Raw genomic sequence first — 16,570 nt, forward strand, 5'->3', positions numbered from 1 at the left:
TTTAGTAAACAGAACAAAACGAAACATGCGTCTGTTTACTGAACATGTGATTAGGGGAGGACGTACATGGACAAGATCAAGCTCGGCTTTGTGCCCACGCGCCGCAGTATCTTTAGCGCGCCGGACGCAATCAAGTATCGCGGCCTGACGGCTGATCGCCTGCGCGAGATCGGCGTCGACATCGTGGATATCGACGACATCAATGACGAGGGCCTGCTGTTCGACGACAGCCATATCGAGCCTATCGTGAAGAAGTTCCGCGCCGAGGGCGTCGATGGCATTATGCTGTGCCACGCCAACTTTGGCACCGAGTACGTTTGCGCTCGCCTTGCCCGCGAGCTCGGTCTACCCGTACTGCTGTGGGGTCCGCGCGACGAGCGCCCCGAGCCCGACGGCACACGCCTGCGCGATAGCCAGTGCGGCCTGTTCGCCACCGGCAAGGTCCTGCGCCGCTTCCAGGTTCCCTTCACCTACATGACCAACTGCCGCCTGACCGACCCCGAGTTCGAGCGCGGCGTTTGGGACTTTTTGGCCGTTTGCAACGTGGTCAAGACCTTCAAGCACACCCGCATCCTGCAGATGGCCACCCGTCCATTCGACTTCTGGTCGACCATGTGCAACGAGGGCGAGCTGCTCGAGAAGTTCAACATCCAGCTTTCGCCTATCCCCATGACCGAACTTGTCCAGGCTGTGCGCGACGCCCAGGCCGACGAGCAGGCCATGGCCGCCATGCTTGCCCACATCAACGACAGCTTTGAGATCTGCATCCCCGAGGACAAGGTCCCCGCGGTCGCCGGTCTTGCCATCGCCATGAAGCGCTTGGTCGAGAAGTATGGCTGCAACGCCGGTGCCATTCAGTGCTGGAACGCTCTGCAGGACGAGCTGGGCATTATGCCCTGCGCCGCCAACGCCATCCTCAACGAGATGGGCATTCCTATCGTATGCGAGACCGATATCCACGGCGCCATCACCGCGCTGATGGTCGAGGCCGCCGACCTGGGCCGTCACCGCGGCATGTTCGCCGACTGGACCGTGCGCCATCCCGATAACGAGAACGGCGAGCTGCTGCAGCATTGCGGCCCCTGGCCCTGCAGCTGCGCGGCCGTCAAGCCCAAGCTCACCTACCCGCTGGCTTTCGATCACCCCGGCGCGCTGACGGCCGAGGCCAAGCACGGCGACCTCACCCTTGCCCGCTTTGACGGTGACAACGGCGAGTACTCGCTGCTACTGGGCAACGCCCGCGGCATCGACGGCCCGGCCGGCATGGGCACCTACCTGTGGGTCGAGGTCGACAACCTCAAGCGCCTCGAAGCCAAGATCGTCGAGGGCCCCTACATCCACCACTGCGTCGCTATTCACGCCAACGTGGTGCCGGTGCTCTACGAGGCGTGCAAGTACATCGGCATTGCCCCCGACCTGTACGACCCCATCGAAGAAGACGTTAAAGCCTACCTGCGAGGAGAGTAGAAATGGCAACTATCGAAGAGCTTGAGTCCCTGCGTTGGGACCTTCGCCGCGATTGCGTCGATATCATCATGGCTGGCGCCGGCGGCCACATCGGCGGCGACATGTCGGTGATCGACGCCCTCATGACCCTCTATGCCAACCACCTCAACATTTCGCCCGAGACCGTCGACGATCCCAACCGCGACCGCTTCGTGCTTTCCAAGGGCCACGCCATGGAAGCCTACTACGCGGTGCTCTGCCACGAGGGCTATCTTGACCTCGACGACGTCAAGGCCCGCTTCTCCAAGTTCGGCAGCCCCTACATCGGCCACCCCAACAACAAGCTCAAGGGCATCGAAATGAACTCGGGCTCGCTGGGTCACGGCCTGCCCGTGGCCGTGGGCATGGCGCTCGCCGGCAAGATGGACGGCCGCGATTACCGCGTCTACACCATCATGGGCGATGGTGAGCTTGCCGAGGGCTCGGTCTGGGAGGGCGCCATGAGCGGCGGCAACTACCAGCTCGATAATCTGTGCGCGCTCGTGGACCGCAACCGCCTGCAGATCAGCGGCAGCACCGAGGACGTTATGAAGCAGGACTCGCAGGAGGAGCGCTGGGCCGCCTTCGGCTGGAACGTGCTCTCTATTCCGGGCAACGACGTCCGGGCCATCGACGCCGCGCTGACGCTTGCGGCCGAGACCTGCGGCAAGCCCACGGTCATCATCCTCAACACGGTGAAGGGCTACGGCTCGCCCGTTATGGAGGACAAGGCCGCCTGGCATCATCACCTGCCCAATGATGAGGAATATGCCCAGATCATCGCCGATTTCGCTGCCCATAAGGAGGCCATCAATGGCTAACAAGATCGCCAATCGCAAGGTTATCTGCGACACGCTGCTCGAGGCCGCGAAGACCGATAAGGACATCGTCGTCCTGTGCTCCGACTCCCGTGGCTCCGCATCGCTCACGCCGTTCTTTGATCAGTATCCCCAGCAGTCCGTCGAGGTCGGCATCGCCGAGCAGGACCTGGTGAGCATCGCCGCCGGCATGGCTTCGTGCGGCAAGAAGGCCTGGGCCGCTTCGCCGGCGTCCTTTGTGACCACGCGCTCGTATGAGCAGTGCAAGGTCGACGTCTCGTACTCCAACACCAATGTCAAGCTCATCGGCATCTCTGGCGGCGTGTCCTATGGCGCCTTGGGCATGAGCCATCACTCCGCGCAGGATATCGCCGCCATGAGCGCACTTCCCAACATGCGCGTGTACCTGCCGAGCGACCGCTTCCAGACCGCCAAGCTCGTACGGGCCTTGGTCGCCGACAACAAGCCGGCCTACATCCGCGTGGGCCGCAACCCGGTCGAGGACGTGTACACCGAGGACGAGTGCCCGTTCCAGATGGATCGCGCCACCTGGGTGCGCCGCGGCACCGATGTGACGCTCGTCGCTACCGGCGAGATGGTCCGCCATGCCGTGGACGCCGCCGACCTGCTGGCCGAGCAGGGCATCTCGGCAACGGTGCTCGACATGTATTGCGTCAAGCCGCTCGACGCCGAGGCCGTGATTGAGGCCGCCGGTGCCACGCGCGCCGTCGTGACCGTCGAGGAGCACAGCCCCTTCGGCGGCTTGGGCTCTATGGTCGCGCAGGTGGTGGGCGAGCATTGCCCGCGTCCGGTCAAGTGTCTCTCCCTGCCCGACGCGCCGGTCATCACTGGCACGAGCCCCGAGGTCTTTGCACACTACGGCCTGACGGGTGTCGGAATCGCCAAGACCGTTGCCGAATTCCTGCCCGCAGAGTAATTGGAATGTGACAAAGGGACCGTCCCTTTGTCACATTCGTTTTGAAAGGGGTGGCCATGGGCCGCTACATCATCGGAATCGATCAATCCACGCAGGGCACCAAGGCGCTGCTGGTAGACGAGGGCGGCCATCTGATTCATCGTGCCGACCGCTCGCATCGCCAGATTGTCAACGAAGCCGGCTGGGTGAGCCATGATCCGGCCGAGATTGCCACCAATGTGCTGGCCGTGGCGCGTGCCGTGGTGGAGGAGACCGGGGTCGATCCGGCCGACGTCGCCGGCATCGGCATCTCCAGCCAGCGCGAGACCACCGTTGCATGGAACCGCACGACGGGCGAGCCACTGTGCGACGCCGTGGTGTGGCAGTGCGCCCGCGCCCGCGAGCTGTGCGACGAGCTGACCGCGCGCGAGGGTGTGGCCGAGCTGGTGCGCGACACGACGGGCCTGGTGCTCTCGCCCTACTATCCGGCGGGCAAGATGGCCTGGATCCTTGCGAACGTTCCCGCTGCTGCCGAGGCCGCGGCGGCAGGCGAGCTGTGCCTGGGCACCATCGATGCCTGGGTGGTCTGGACGCTCACGGGCGGCGCGGAGTTCCGCTGCGACTGGTCTAACGCCAGCCGCACACAGCTCTTTGACCTGCGCCGTGGCTGCTGGAGCGAGCCGGTGTGCGAGGCCTTTGGCGTCGACGTGGCCTGTCTGCCACAGGTGACCGATTCCGATGGCCTGTTCGGCACGACGGATCTGGGCGGCTTTTTGCCGGCGCCCGTGCCCATTCACGGCGTGCTGGGCGACAGCCACGCGGCCTTGTTTGCCCAGGGCTGCCATAGCCGCGGCATGGCCAAGGCGACCTATGGCACCGGCAGCTCGGTCATGACGAACGTCGGCGACGAGTTCGTTGCCAGCTCGCACGGGCTTTCGAGCTCGCTCGCATGGCGCATGGACGGCGTGACCGAGTACGTGCTCGAGGGCAACGTGAGCTACGCCGGCGCCGTCAAGACGTGGCTGCGCGACGATCTTGAGCTCATCAATAACCCCGAGGAGGTTACCGACCTGTGCTACGCCGCCAATCCGGCGAGCCACGTCTACTTTGTGCCGGCGTTTACCGGTTTGGGCGCGCCGCACTGGGCGAGTGACGCCGAGGGCTGCGTCTTTGGCATGACGCGCACCACGGGTCGCGCGGAGTTCGTGAAGGCCGCCGACGAGTCGATCGCCTATCAGATCTTTGACGTGATCGATGCGATGGTCGAGGATTCAGGCGCGGCGCTGGCCGAGCTTCGCGTTGACGGCGGTCCCACGCGCGACGCGTACCTGATGCAGTTTGAGAGCGATTTGGTTGGCTCGCCCATCCGCATCGCGAGCAACGACGAGATGAGCGGCCTGGGTGCGGCCTGGGCCTGCGGCATTGCGCTGGGCATGTACACGCGCGGTGTCGTCGACGTTTACGGCGCCCGCGGCATCGTGGAGCCGTCGATGCCCGCCGACGAGCGCGCTAAAATGATCGCCGGCTGGCGCCACGCCGTCGACGCGACCATCGCCTACACTGCCTAGGCGGCTGCGCGGCGCCCGCAGGCTATTCCCGGGTAGCTCATTTGGGACGGGGCTTTTTTGACTGGTATGATTGGTGCGATCATTCGAACCAGCTAAAAGAGCCCCGTCCTAAATTGACTACCGAGAGGAACTGCCATGGAGCGTATCGCGAGTTTTTCCGTTGACCATCTGCTGCTCGAGCCCGGCGTGTATGTGAGCCGCATCGACCGCGATCCGGCGACCGGCGCCGCCGTCACCACCTTTGATCTGCGCCTGACCACGCCCAACAAGGAGCCGGTCATGAACACGGCCGAGTGCCACACCATCGAGCACCTGGGCGCGACGTTCCTTCGCAACCATGCCGAGTGGTCGAGCCGCATTGTCTACTTTGGTCCCATGGGCTGCCGCACGGGCTTTTACCTCGTCGTGTTTGGCGAGGTGACGAGCGAGGAGATCCTGCCGCTCGTGCGTGAGCTGTTCGAGTTTGTCGCCGGCTTTGAGGGCGATGTCCCCGGTGCCGCTCCCGAGGAGTGCGGTAACTATCTGGACCAGAACCTCCCCATGGCAAACTGGCTCGCGCGTCGCTATCTCGACCGCGACCTGGCCGATATCGATGAGAAGCACCTGCATTATCAGCAGGCGTAAGGGCTTTATCGCCCAAAGCGCGCGCATTGGGCGCCTTCGCTTATGCGGGGGCGCCTTTTTGTTGAGTGGTCGGGACGAGCGTTCAAAATCGCTCATGTTTGTTCTAGAATGTTCATATAGTCACATTTACGAACAGGAGCGAACATGCACATCTATTCTGTCAACGATCCCGAGTTCAAATCCTATGGCAACGTTTGGGATGACGTTCCGTCCGAGCTCACGTTGCTCGTGCTCGAGGCGCTCTCTGCCACGCCCATCCCCGAAGGCAGCAAGTACGTAGCAAGCGCGCCGGAGCTCGAGAGCGTCAAGGGTGCCGATAAACTGGGCTTTCTCATGTTTGGCGGCCGCTCCTTCCAGCTCGGCTGGTGCAACGGGCACAACACACGCCTCAACTGCCTGGAGTATCACCGCGCCAGCGAGTTTAACCTGGGCGCCCGCGACTTTATCCTGCTCGTGGCGCATCGCTGGGAGATTGAGGGCGGCAAGCTCGACACCGCGTGCGTCAAGGCGTTCCGCGTGCCGGCGGGTACGGTCGTCGAAGTCTTCAACACCACGCTCCACTACACGCCCTGCATGGTCGACGACGGCGGCTTCCAGGTGATGGTGGCGCTGCCGGCGGGCACCAATGGCCCGCGCCCCGAGGCCGCAGCCGACATGCCTGCCGCCGGTGACAGCTACTGCTACTGGAAGGCCGACAAGTGGGTTCTCTGCCACGCAGATAGTCCCAAGGCTGCCGAGGGCGGCTACGTGGGCCTCGTCGGCAAGAACCTCGACATCGCCTGTGACTAGCATCTTCCGTCTCGATTTGTAACATCTAGCGGGCTAAATCGTCTCTACCTGTTACAGATTTAGACAAACTGCGGGGGGCTGCCCGAAAATCTCGATCTGTAACACCAAGCCCGGTTTTGGCTGCCTACCTGTTACAGATCGAGACAAACCGCCCCAAACCACCACAAAGGTGCCTGTCCCCTTTGTGGTGGTTTGGGGCGGCGGTATCAGAAAGTGTCAGGCAGGGGCGGCTGCCGGGCCGCCGTGTGCGAAAAGAAGTGTCGGCCTGCGTCGTTGCCGTTGAGTAGCGCGCTGCTTACGGGGATACTGAAACCACGACAAACAGCGTGTGAAAGGATTGATGCATGGCTTTCCGTAAAGACTTCCTGTGGGGCGGCGCGACGGCTGCCAACCAGTGCGAGGGCGCTTACGACGTGGATGGCCGCGGCCTGGCCAACGTGGACGTGGCGCCGCACGGCCCCGAGCGCTATGCGGTGGTCTCCGGCCAGCGCAAGATGCTCGACTTCGAGGACGGCTATTACTACCCCGCGCAGACCGGCATCGATTTCTATCACCACTACAAGGAGGACATCGCCCTCTTTGCCGAGATGGGCTTTAAGACCTTCCGCATGAGCCTGGCCTGGACCCGCATCTTCCCCAACGGCGACGAGACTGAGCCCAACGAGGCCGGCCTGGCTTTCTACGAGGATGTGTTCCGCGAGTGTCAGGCGCACGGCATCGAGCCGCTCGTGACCATCACGCACTTCGACTGCCCGATCCACCTCATCAAGGAGTACGGCGGCTGGCGCAACCGCAAGCTCATCGACTTCTACAAGAACCTCGCGACCACGATCTTTACCCGCTACAAGGGTCTGGTGAAGTACTGGCTCACCTTCAACGAGATCAATATGATCTTGCACCTGCCGTTTATGGGTGCCGGTCTGGTCTTTGAGGAGGGCGAGAACAAGGAGGCCGTCGAGTACCTGGCCGCCCACAACGAGCTCGTCGCCAGCGCTTGGGCAACCAAGATCGCTCACGAGATCGACCCTGAGGTCAAGATCGGTTGCATGCTTGCCGCAGGTAGCTACTACCCCTACAGCTGCCGTCCGGGCGATGTGCGCCAAGCGCAGATTGACAACCAGAGCAACTATTTCTTCGTCGACGTTCAGAGCCGCGGCTACTACCCGGCCTATGCCGTCAAGAAGCTCGAGCGTTTGGGCATCGATGTGGGCATGACGGATGAGGACCGCGAGATCCTGGCCGCCAACACCGTCGACTTCATCAGCTTTAGCTATTACAGCACCCGTTGCTCCGCCGGTGCCGATAACCCCGATGTCGAGCGCACCCAGGGCAACGCCTTCGCCGGCGCCAAGAACCCCTACCTGCAGGAGAGCCAGTGGGGCTGGGCCATCGATCCGCTGGGCTTCCGCATCACCCTCAACGACCTGTACGACCGTTATCAGAAGCCGCTGTTTGTGGTCGAGAACGGTCTGGGCGCCAAGGATGTTGTCGAGGAGGATGGCTCCATCAACGACGACTACCGTATCGACTACCTGCGCCAGCATATCGCCGCGATGCGCGATGCGGTGACCGAGGACGGCGTTGACCTGCTGGGCTACACCACCTGGGGCCCGATCGACCTGGTGTCTGCCGGCACGGGCGAGATGTCCAAGCGCTACGGCTTTATCTATGTGGACCGCGACGACGCCGGCAACGGCACCCTCAAGCGTTCCAAAAAGAAGAGCTTTCACTGGTACAAGCATGTCATTGAAACGAATGGTGAGGATCTGTCCTAAGGAAGCCGAGACACTCAACTTCAGAGTTTCCTAACCAATACGCCCGGCGAGCAGTTAATGCCCGCCGGGCGTTTTGTTAAAAGAAGTGAAAGCACTCATTGGGGACGTTCTTAAACGACTAGTCGCTGGCGACGTCCCTCGCCGTCGGCGGATTTTGGGACATGTGGCCCGCTTTTTGGGCCCGCCTGTCGGTACACTAAAAGCACTATGGGTACCCGCGAGCGACATATCGGCCACGCGGCCGCCCGATCCGCGCCCGTGGCGGATCTTAGGGGCGGCAAGCTCTTTGCCATGCCGCGATTCCTTGTCGGCATATCGCATCGTGTATACCGCCGCCGCGTCTTCGCTCTCGCCGGCGCCATTACCGCGCTGTTCCTTATACTTTTGGCAGTCTTGCCGGCGTTGTTCGCCTTCGACCCCAAACTTTCTAACGCCGTGCCCGCCTATAGCGAGGTGTCCGAAGAGGTCGTGGATGCGCTCGTCCACTCGAGCTCTCTCCCGTTGCTTGTCGCCGCAATTATATTTTCGATCTGGGGTGTATCGGTCTATCTGCGCTGTTTGGACTATGTGTTGCGCCGCCGCCTTGTTGCCGTCGCCACCATCTGCGCCCTCTGGATGATTGAGGTCATCCTCAAGTACAAGTCGTTCACGCCGTTCTATGCCACCGTGCTGTGGTACCTGTACTACGTGCCCATGACGCTCATTCCGCTGCTCTACCAGTTGTGTGGTCTGCGCCTTGCGGGTCTGGAGCAACACCGCCTGGGTCGCCGCTATTGCGCCGCGCTGTGGATTGTGGCCATCTTGCTTATCGGATTTGTGCTCACCAACGATTTTCACCAGCAGGTATTCCACTTTGACCGTGCAAGCGACACCTGGAGCAACGATTATACGTATGGCTGGGGTTATTTCGCTGTCCTCCTGTGGACGGCCTTTAACTTCGTGGCCTTTTTTATCCTGGTGGGTCGGTCCTCGTCCTTTCGCATTCAGCGCTTTTCGGGCACGGCGGCGCTTGTTTTGTTGGGCGGTGCGTTCTTTGCCATCTCGTATGCTCTGCGCGTGCCCTGGGCATGGAGGCTCAACTTTTCGCTCGTCTATTGCGTCCTGTGCGTGGTAGCGATGGAAATCTGTCTCGATTGCGGTGTCATTCCGTCGTATCACGACATCGCCGGCATCTTCGACACCTTGCCGCTCGACCTCAAAGTTCTAACGCGCGACCTGCAGGAAGTCTATGCCACACCGGTGTCAAAGCCAATGCCGGCGGGCGTGTGCGAAGAGCTGCGGGCCCAGGAACACGGGCATGCCCATGCCTTTGCCGTGGCGTCCGATCCCGATGTGATGTACCGAGCCTTTCCACTGCTGGGCGGATCGGCCCTGCTTGCCCAAGACGTGTCGGAGCTCAACGAGCTTAACCGTGAACTGGCACATCGTCGCATGGAGCTGCAGCGCCAAAATGAGCTGCTCACGGCCGACTACGATCTTAAGACGCATTTGGCAGATCAAGAGGCCGAGACCTTGCTGGTCCAAGACGTGGACCAGGCGATTGCCCGCGCGCTCGAAGGGATGTACGACCTGCTGAGCTCGCTGCCGCCGTTGACCGACGAGGCGTCTTCGCACGAGCGTTACCGCATACTGCAGCGCGCCAAGATGCTCGTCGCCTATTGCAAGCGCAAGGGGTCGCTCACGTTGGCACAGCATGGGGAGAGCGGTTTTGATCGCGACCGCATTCAGCTCATTGCCAACGAGCTCGCGAGCGACCTGCGCACCATCGATATCGATTGCGCCTCGATTATCGCCATACGGCGCCCGATGCACGCCAGTACGGTAAGCGCCCTGTACGACTGCGTGTATGACTTTGCGTTTTTTGCCTACACCACCGACCATCCGGCGCTTATGTATCACTTGGGCGACCATGACCGATGCAGTGTCGAGCTGCGCGCCACGCTTTTTTCCAACGATGATGCAGATCTTTCGCAGACGCCCGCTGCGCAAGAGCTCGAAAGCGCTTTGCAAGGGCGCAACGTGGCATACCGCCTTGAGGGCGAGCCCGGCCAGCTGCGCATGATCGTGTTGATGCCGCGGGCGGGTGAGTGACGATGCAGATCCCGCTCATCCTTCCCCAAATCGTTGCGCTCGATGGTGTCTTTGCCCTGGCTGCGTGTCTACAGACGATCCACGTCCCGCTCATCGCATCGCGCCGCTCGTCCTATAACCGTAAGGTGATTTGCGCCTACGAGGCGAGCCTTGTGCTTCACTTGGTCATCTCGGCTGTCATTTTGTTCGCGTCGTCTGGCTCATATCTGGTGGCGCCGCTTGACGTTTGCGCCAGGGCAATGGGCGGAGCGCTGTGGCTCAATGCCGCGATCTTTGCCTACGGCGTAGTGCTTATGGTGCACTATCGTCGCCCCGTCATGCTGGCCGAGCTGCTGCTTGTTGTCGCCGTTACACCGCCAGTGGTTGTTGTTATGGGCTCGGCGTGGACCGTTGTCCTTATCGCAGAGGGAGCGTTCTTCCTGTTCCGTTCCATCGCGGCGCTCTTGATGGACGTCCGTAACCGCCAGGAGGATATCACCGCGTTCTCGACGATCGAAACCATCAACGTGATTCCCGTGGGCATCCTGTATCTGGACCCGAGGGGCCGTCCGCTGCTCATGAACCGCTGCATGCGCAAAAACCTGGTGGAGTTTCATATGCCCACCGATCTAGGTGACATGAGCAGCACATGGAACGACCTGCGTAAACTCAGCATGCAAATGCCCGAAAGCAGCCAGAACCGCGTGCGCATTAATCTGGACCGCTTTGGTGAGGCGCGCGTTGTGGTCGAGGTTTCTCCCGCCGAGATTCGCTTGTTTGTGCACGATGACGTTATGGTTTCGGGCCGCCTCTTCGAGCGCATTATCGGTCTGGATGTAACAGAGTATGCGCATGCTCACGATCGCCTGGCGCAAGCCAACCACCTGCTTGAGCTTGCGGGCCAAGAGCTTCAAGCCCAGATCGAAGAAGTCAAAAAAGTTGCTGACAACGCGGCCTATCTGCGTATACGCGCTCGCGTGCACGACGTGATCGGGCAGGCCTGTCCATCCTCCATCGTTATTTGGAGGAGGGGCGCCTGGATGACGTGTCACTCGAGCGGATCGACCCGCTGCTGCGCTCAATCGCTGCCGATCTGCGCAGCGGGGGCGACACCGAACCGGCAGAGCAACTGGGCGATATCGTCCATGCCTTTGGTCTGGTGAGCGTGCAGATCGATGTGGAGGGCGAGCTGCCAAGCGACGCACGTGTCGCCGCGGCCTTTCTGCAGATTATCCGCGAAGCCTCGACCAATGCCACCAAGCATGCGCAGGCCCATCAGGTCCATGTGCGCCTGCGGCAGGAGACGTCGGAAGACGGCGCTGTTGCGTGGATGACCGTTTCTAACGACGGCACGCCTGCATCCGTATCGTATCGCGAGGGAACGGGTATCCCTGGTATGAGGCATGTCGCACAGAATCTGGGCGGCAGCCTGGAAGTCCACACCGCCCCGCCCTTTACACTTGCGGTGTCCATCCCGCTCGCCTCCAACGCCACGGTCCAAAGGAGAAGCTCATGATCCGCGTCCTTATAGTCGAAGACCAGGCTATCTTGCGCGAGAGCCTGGCGCGTTCCGTGGGCGACCAGCCCGACATGACCGTTGTCGCCGCGATTGCCGACGCCTCGGATGCCTTGGACGTTGTGCTCAAGGAGCGTCCGGACATGATACTGATGGATGTGTGCACCGAGCACGATTCCAACGGCATCATGGCGGCGGCGCGCATCAAAGAACGGCTGCCCGAGTGCCGCGTCATTATCATGACGGGTATGCCCGAGATCACCTTTGTGGACCAGGCACGCGAGGCGGGCGTCGACAGCTTTGTGTACAAGAACGTCGGTATCGATGAACTGTTCGCCGTGATGCGTTCCACGCTGGCGGGTTACTGCACGTTTCCCAAGCCTCCCGAGAGCATCTTCTCGGGCACGGCGGCCCTCGACGATGTCGAGCTGTCGATTTTGCGCCTTGCCTGCGAGGGTAAAAGCCGCCGCGAGATTGCGGCCGAGCTGTTTATGAGTGAGGGCACCATCAAGCGTCGCATCTCGGAGATCCTGAGCAAGACCGGCTACGACAACATCATGCGTCTTGCCGTGCATGCGGTGACCGAAGGCAGCATCGTCCCCAATATGGAGCGCTAGCGCTCGTTGCGCATCGGCATAAAAGCGACGGGGCCGCAGGATCATCTCCTGCGGCCCCGTCTGGTGTGCGCGGATGTGTCCGCCAATCCGCGGCTGTCGTGGTCTACCGCTACGCGATGGTTGCGCTGTAGGAGGCGACGTCCTCGTAGGAATCGGTCAGGTAGGCGTCGATGCCGATGGTCGTGTTGACCAGGTCGTCAAGGCTATCGAGCGTGCCGTTCGAGAACGTGAATTCCTCAGTGGCGTTGGTGCCGGGCATCAGGTGAGCCGAGAACCAGGGTTCCTTCATGGTGCCGTTGACGTTGGTCTTGCCGCTGGGGGCGTAGAAGGTCAGGTCCTTGTCGCTCTTGTTGGTGATGTTGACGACAAAACCGATGTCGCCCCACTCGTCCTTGAACTTCTCGGTGATGGTAATGGTGCACAGGTCGTCATCGGCAACGGTGACGGCGGGGGAGATTTCAATCTTCTGGACGTCGTCGTCTTCGACGGCCTCGTCGATCTCTTCTTCCTTCTCGGCCGCCTCGCGATCCTTCTTCACCGTGCCGGACAGGTCCTTGTCGGACTTGGTAAAGACAAGATTGCCGTCATCCTCTTCGAGGATGAGCTTGCCGTCCTTGAGCTTCATGTCATGCGACTCGTCTTCGGCGGTGATGGTTACGGTGGTGGCGTCTTTTGCCTCCCATTTAAGGTCGACGACTTCAAGGAACAGGTCGAGGGCACCTGTACCGTCCTCATCGAGAATCAGGACGCAGTGCACACCCCAATCCTCGAGCATCTTCATGTACTCATCGGTCAGCTCTTCGCCCTCCATGGTTCCACCCGAGAGTTCCCAGCTGCCGACGAAGTTGGCCTTGGGGTCTTTGCCGCCGCCGCTGCAGCCCGTCAGGGCAAAGGCGAGCGCAAGGACGCATGTCAGAAATGCGAGTACGGACTTTTTGAACGTTGTCTTCATGGTGTCCTCCTTTATCGAACGAAAGCCATAGAAGCAAATGCGGGGGTGGCGGATCCCCCGCCAATTACCAGATAGAGGGGCTAGGGCCTGGGCGTTCCGCAGTTGCTGCAGAACTTGCCGCCGTTTTCGCTGCCGCAGTTGGGGCAGAACCACTTGGCCGGTGCCGGGGCGGGTGCGGGACTGCCACACTCGGAGCAGAACTTGCCGGTGTTGGTGGCGCCGCAGCTGCAGGTCCATGTGCCGGCCGCGGGAGCAGCGGCAGGAGCCGGTGCGGGAGCGGGTGCCGGAGCCGGCTGCGGGACGGCCTGCTGCTGTGCCTGGCCGGCGGCGAACAGCTGGCTGGCGTTCATGCCGCCCATGCCACCTGCCATGCCCATGCCCATAAAGCCGGCCATCGCGCCGTTGGGGTTGGCCGCTGCGGCGCGCATCGCATCGCTCTGGGCGCTGGCGATGTTGGCGGCCGCCATGGTGGGATCGCGCATGACCGCGGCCTTCTGCAGGTCCTTGATCATCTGCTCGTCTTCTTGCGAGGCGGCGATGGAGTTGACGCCAAAGCTCACAATCTCGACGCCGCGCAGGTCGCGCCAGTCGGCCGAGAGGACCTCGTTGAGCGCGCGGGCGAGCTCGGTGGTGTGGCCGGGAATGGCGCTGTAGCGAATGCCCATCTCCGAGATCTTGGCAAAGGCGGGCTGCAGAGCGGTGAGCAGCTCGGACTTAAGCTGGCTGTCGATCTTATCGCGCGTGTAGCTATCGGTCACGTTGCCGCACACGTTGGTGTAGAACAGCAGCGGGTTGGTGATGCGGTACGAATACTCGCCGTTGCAGCGAACGGAGATGTCGACGTCCAGGCCAATGTTGTTATCGACCACGCGGAAGGGCACGGGCGAGGCGGTGCCGTACTTGTTACCGATGATCTCCTTGGTGTTGATGAAGTAGACACGCTGGTCCTTGCCTGCGTCGCCGCCAAAGGTAAAGCGGCTGCCGATATTGGCGAACGTCTCCTTGATGGAATCGCCCAGGTTGCCGCTAAAGACGCTCGGCTCGCTGCCGGTGTCAAAGACTAACTCACCGGGCTCCAGCGCGACCTCGATGATCTTGCCGTTTTGCACCACGAGCATGCCCTGGCCGTCGTTGACGGCGATGACGGAGCCGTTGGAGATGACGTTGTCCTCGCCGCGCGTGTTGGAGCTGCGGCCGCCGGTGCGCTTGCTGCCCTTGCAGGCCAAGACGTCAGCGGGCATCGATTCGCAATAGATAAATTCTTTCCACTGGTCGGCCATGACGCCGCCGGCAGCACCCAATCCAGCTTTCAAGAGTCCCATGGTGATCTTCCTTTCTCGTCAAAGGCCGGGTGGTATTGGTCAGAATGGCTAATCGTCCTTGTTGTCCTTCATGACAACGGTGGTCTCGGTGTGGCTGAAGGTGTCGTGCTTCTCGGTCAGGTCGAGCTCGCCGCAGTAACAATCGGCGTGGATGGCCTCGTTGGCCGTCTTGAGCTGGCCCACCAGCAGCACGTCCGCGATGATTACGATGATCAGCGGCGCGACGATGTTGATGAGGATGCCCTCGACATCAAAGGCGAGGTAGTCCGGATCGAAGGCGTTCTCTCCCATAAAGAGAATCTGGGAGAGGACAAACCCGATCACAAAGAACAGCACCGAGGCGATGGCGAGCTTGGGCTTGGAGCAGGGGAGCTCGCCGACCATGCGACCGGTCTGTCCGTTCATGGCAAACAGATAGCTCTTGCCGTTCCACGAGGTAGAGAGCATCCACACGGGGAACAGGGCATAATCGCTTTCTTCCCAGGTGTAGTCGAGCTGCTTGTTTTCGACCGTGGCGTCGTCGTACTCGTCGACGACGGTCTCGCGCAGGGCCGAAATCGTGCTCTCCTCCATGCGGCGCTCGGCACGCGCCTTGCAGGTCTCGCAATCCTCGTCGTAGCGGTTGGCGATGTAGCCGGGCATATACGCGACCGAGAACGGGCGCAGCGCGTCGTAGTCAAACGGCTCGATGGCGTCCATATGGCCGTCGGGCATCTTGGACGATCCGTCGACGGGCACGCGCTCAAACGAGATATTGCCCTTACGGTAGGCGTCGTAGTGGTCGGTGGTCGTGACGGTGCGGTCGGATTCCTCGGTTACGGTCTCGTTGGTCGCGTCAAAGCACACTTCGCCGTCAACGCGGGCGCCGTAGAGCCAAAACGGCACGTAGACACCTTGGACTTCGTCGATATGGTTGCCGGTGACAAAGCTCTTGGGCAGCAGGATCTTGCCCTTGTAGTGGTCTTTGAGCGCGGCCATGACATCGTCGCGCCCGAGCTTAAACGGAATCACCAGGTCGGGTGAGAAGTCGCCCGAGAGCTGGCCGGGTGCCACGGCGGAGTTGCCGCAGTATGGGCAGGTGGTAACGGCGACAGTGCCGTCCGAGACCAGCTCGGCACCGCACGATGAGCAGATGTAGCCGGCGTTTTGAGCCAGCTCCTGCACGGCATCGTCGACAGCAGGCTTGGGGGCCGCGGCTGCGGCATCGGCTTTGGCATCTGCCTTGTCCTGGCGCTCGCGATAGAGGGCCTCGACTTCTTCGACTTCAAAACGCGAATCGCAGTAGTCGCAGACGAGCTTTTGCTCGGCACTGGCAAAGTGAAGGGGGCCGCCACACGCGGGGCACTGATAGTTGACACTCTCGAAGGCCATGATCGGTCCTTTCGCTGCCGGAGGCTATGCGCCGATGGCGCCGCCGCAGTATTCGCAGCGCCCGCTGGCATCGGGAATGGTGGTGGCTCCGCAGAAGGGGCAGGTGACCGCGGTCTTGGGGGCCTTGGCGGCCACGACGCTGTCGCGCGTCTCCTGGCGCAGCTGCACCAGCGCGTCGCGGACCTCGGTTGCCTGCCGCTTGGCCTCGCGGTATTCGATGGAACCGCGCTGATCGATGGTGGAGTCGTTCACGCGCAGGTTGATCTCGGTAAAGTACGGCGTGTTGACGTGGATGGTCAGATTGAAGTCGTAATCCAGGTCGTAGCGCGGTGGGTTGTAGCTCTCGCGCTCGCCGTCCTTGGTCTCGCGATAGATTTCGGTGCGATGCTCGTCGATATCCATATCGCAGCCGAGTACCTGTGAGAACTCGATGATGTCGGGATTGGCGTCGCGCCAGCGGCTCTGCGAAGTGATGATCAACAGGCCCGCGTCCTCATCGAGCATAATATTGGTGCGCCCGGCAGAAAGCGTGCGCGTGGGGTTGAACGAGGCCAGGCGCTCGGCGTTGGCCTCGCGGTAGGCGAGTTGCTCGCGGATGTCGTCCGCGGTGCTGGAGCGATAGCCGTGAAAGTAGGGGGAGAGCTTGCCGGCGCACTCTTTGCACAGGTAGCCTTCATTGATTTTGGCTCTGTTAGACCAAGGTTGACATAAAAACGATGTCACCGCGAGGCGGTACCCTTCAATTAA

15 protein-coding genes are annotated in these 16,570 nt (G+C 61.6%); 11 read left to right on the forward strand and 4 right to left on the reverse strand.

Annotated elements, in window-relative coordinates:
• Positions 1-66 precede the first annotated feature (66 nt).
• The 11 genes from ACGHIZ_RS00625 (at position 67) to ACGHIZ_RS00675 (ending at position 12,178) form a co-directional block, all read left to right on the forward strand.
• The gene (locus tag ACGHIZ_RS00625) at positions 67-1,467 is read left to right on the forward strand and encodes an L-fucose/L-arabinose isomerase family protein (RefSeq protein ID WP_195535695.1); all 1,401 of its coding nucleotides are present in this window, start codon (positions 67-69) and stop codon (positions 1,465-1,467) included.
• Positions 1,468-1,469: 2 nt separating this feature from the next.
• Positions 1,470-2,306 carry a transketolase gene (locus ACGHIZ_RS00630; protein ID WP_199576976.1) on the forward strand — a complete coding sequence of 279 codons (837 nt, stop codon included), beginning with the start codon at positions 1,470-1,472 and terminating at the stop codon, positions 2,304-2,306.
• Positions 2,299-3,240, forward strand: a complete 942-nt coding sequence (locus tag ACGHIZ_RS00635; protein ID WP_390448383.1) for a transketolase family protein — start codon at positions 2,299-2,301, stop codon at positions 3,238-3,240. Before ACGHIZ_RS00630 ends, ACGHIZ_RS00635 begins: the two co-directional genes overlap by 8 nt.
• Before the next feature lie 56 nt (positions 3,241-3,296).
• The gene (locus ACGHIZ_RS00640) at positions 3,297-4,787 is read left to right on the forward strand and encodes an FGGY family carbohydrate kinase (RefSeq protein WP_390448386.1); all 1,491 of its coding nucleotides are present in this window, start codon (positions 3,297-3,299) and stop codon (positions 4,785-4,787) included.
• A gap of 135 nt (positions 4,788-4,922) precedes the next feature.
• Positions 4,923-5,411, forward strand: a complete 489-nt coding sequence (locus ACGHIZ_RS00645) for an S-ribosylhomocysteine lyase (protein WP_117770240.1) — start codon at positions 4,923-4,925, stop codon at positions 5,409-5,411.
• A gap of 144 nt (positions 5,412-5,555) precedes the next feature.
• Positions 5,556-6,200 (forward strand): DUF4867 family protein, encoded by a 645-nt coding sequence (locus ACGHIZ_RS00650; RefSeq protein ID WP_117839929.1) that lies wholly within the window; start codon positions 5,556-5,558, stop codon positions 6,198-6,200.
• A gap of 344 nt (positions 6,201-6,544) precedes the next feature.
• The gene (locus ACGHIZ_RS00655) at positions 6,545-7,975 is read left to right on the forward strand and encodes a 6-phospho-beta-glucosidase (protein ID WP_117758597.1); all 1,431 of its coding nucleotides are present in this window, start codon (positions 6,545-6,547) and stop codon (positions 7,973-7,975) included.
• 258 nt (positions 7,976-8,233) lie between these two features.
• On the forward strand, positions 8,234-10,066 hold the full coding sequence (locus tag ACGHIZ_RS00660) for a histidine kinase N-terminal 7TM domain-containing protein (protein WP_390448389.1): 1,833 nt from the start codon (positions 8,234-8,236) through the stop codon (positions 10,064-10,066).
• Complete coding sequence (locus ACGHIZ_RS00665) at positions 10,063-11,208, forward strand: hypothetical protein (protein WP_390448393.1); 1,146 nt, start codon at positions 10,063-10,065, stop codon at positions 11,206-11,208. Before ACGHIZ_RS00660 ends, ACGHIZ_RS00665 begins: the two co-directional genes overlap by 4 nt.
• Before the next feature lie 2 nt (positions 11,209-11,210).
• Entirely contained in the window at positions 11,211-11,561 is a 351-nt protein-coding gene (locus tag ACGHIZ_RS00670) for a sensor histidine kinase (protein WP_390448396.1), read from the forward strand.
• The gene (locus tag ACGHIZ_RS00675; RefSeq protein WP_390448399.1) at positions 11,558-12,178 is read left to right on the forward strand and encodes a response regulator transcription factor; all 621 of its coding nucleotides are present in this window, start codon (positions 11,558-11,560) and stop codon (positions 12,176-12,178) included. Before ACGHIZ_RS00670 ends, ACGHIZ_RS00675 begins: the two co-directional genes overlap by 4 nt.
• 109 nt (positions 12,179-12,287) lie before the next feature.
• Here ACGHIZ_RS00675 and ACGHIZ_RS00680 read toward each other — a convergent pair whose 3' ends face one another.
• The 4 genes from ACGHIZ_RS00680 to ACGHIZ_RS00695 form a co-directional block, all read right to left on the reverse strand.
• Positions 12,288-13,130, reverse strand: a complete 843-nt coding sequence (locus ACGHIZ_RS00680) for a hypothetical protein (protein WP_117770244.1) — start codon at positions 13,128-13,130, stop codon at positions 12,288-12,290.
• Between the two features lie 80 nt (positions 13,131-13,210).
• Complete coding sequence (locus tag ACGHIZ_RS00685; RefSeq protein WP_390448403.1) at positions 13,211-14,452, reverse strand: SPFH domain-containing protein; 1,242 nt, start codon at positions 14,450-14,452, stop codon at positions 13,211-13,213.
• 48 nt (positions 14,453-14,500) lie between these two features.
• Entirely contained in the window at positions 14,501-15,823 is a 1,323-nt protein-coding gene (locus ACGHIZ_RS00690; protein ID WP_368157057.1) for a hypothetical protein, read from the reverse strand.
• A gap of 24 nt (positions 15,824-15,847) precedes the next feature.
• Entirely contained in the window at positions 15,848-16,546 is a 699-nt protein-coding gene (locus ACGHIZ_RS00695; protein ID WP_390448406.1) for a DUF4428 domain-containing protein, read from the reverse strand.
• Between the last annotated feature and the right edge of the window lie 24 nt (positions 16,547-16,570).

Origin of the sequence: Collinsella sp. i05-0019-G5, assembly GCF_042851345.1 — a bacterium.
In the GTDB taxonomy this organism is placed as follows: domain Bacteria; phylum Actinomycetota; class Coriobacteriia; order Coriobacteriales; family Coriobacteriaceae; genus Collinsella.

Excerpts from the sequence above, each read along its gene's own strand:
- ACGHIZ_RS00645 (WP_117770240.1), top strand. The coding sequence starts at position 4,923 with ATGGAGCGTATCGCGAGTTTTTCCGTTGACCATCTGCTGCTCGAGCCC.
- ACGHIZ_RS00625 (WP_195535695.1), top strand. The coding sequence starts at position 67 with ATGGACAAGATCAAGCTCGGCTTTGTGCCCACGCGCCGCAGTATCTTT.
- ACGHIZ_RS00635 (WP_390448383.1), top strand. The coding sequence starts at position 2,299 with ATGGCTAACAAGATCGCCAATCGCAAGGTTATCTGCGACACGCTGCTC.
- ACGHIZ_RS00690 (WP_368157057.1), bottom strand. The coding sequence starts at position 15,823 with ATGGCCTTCGAGAGTGTCAACTATCAGTGCCCCGCGTGTGGCGGCCCC.
- ACGHIZ_RS00650 (WP_117839929.1), top strand. The coding sequence starts at position 5,556 with ATGCACATCTATTCTGTCAACGATCCCGAGTTCAAATCCTATGGCAAC.
- ACGHIZ_RS00630 (WP_199576976.1), top strand. The coding sequence starts at position 1,470 with ATGGCAACTATCGAAGAGCTTGAGTCCCTGCGTTGGGACCTTCGCCGC.
- ACGHIZ_RS00685 (WP_390448403.1), bottom strand. The coding sequence starts at position 14,452 with ATGGGACTCTTGAAAGCTGGATTGGGTGCTGCCGGCGGCGTCATGGCC.
- ACGHIZ_RS00655 (WP_117758597.1), top strand. The coding sequence starts at position 6,545 with ATGGCTTTCCGTAAAGACTTCCTGTGGGGCGGCGCGACGGCTGCCAAC.
- ACGHIZ_RS00675 (WP_390448399.1), top strand. The coding sequence starts at position 11,558 with ATGATCCGCGTCCTTATAGTCGAAGACCAGGCTATCTTGCGCGAGAGC.
- ACGHIZ_RS00640 (WP_390448386.1), top strand. The coding sequence starts at position 3,297 with ATGGGCCGCTACATCATCGGAATCGATCAATCCACGCAGGGCACCAAG.
- ACGHIZ_RS00680 (WP_117770244.1), bottom strand. The coding sequence starts at position 13,130 with ATGAAGACAACGTTCAAAAAGTCCGTACTCGCATTTCTGACATGCGTC.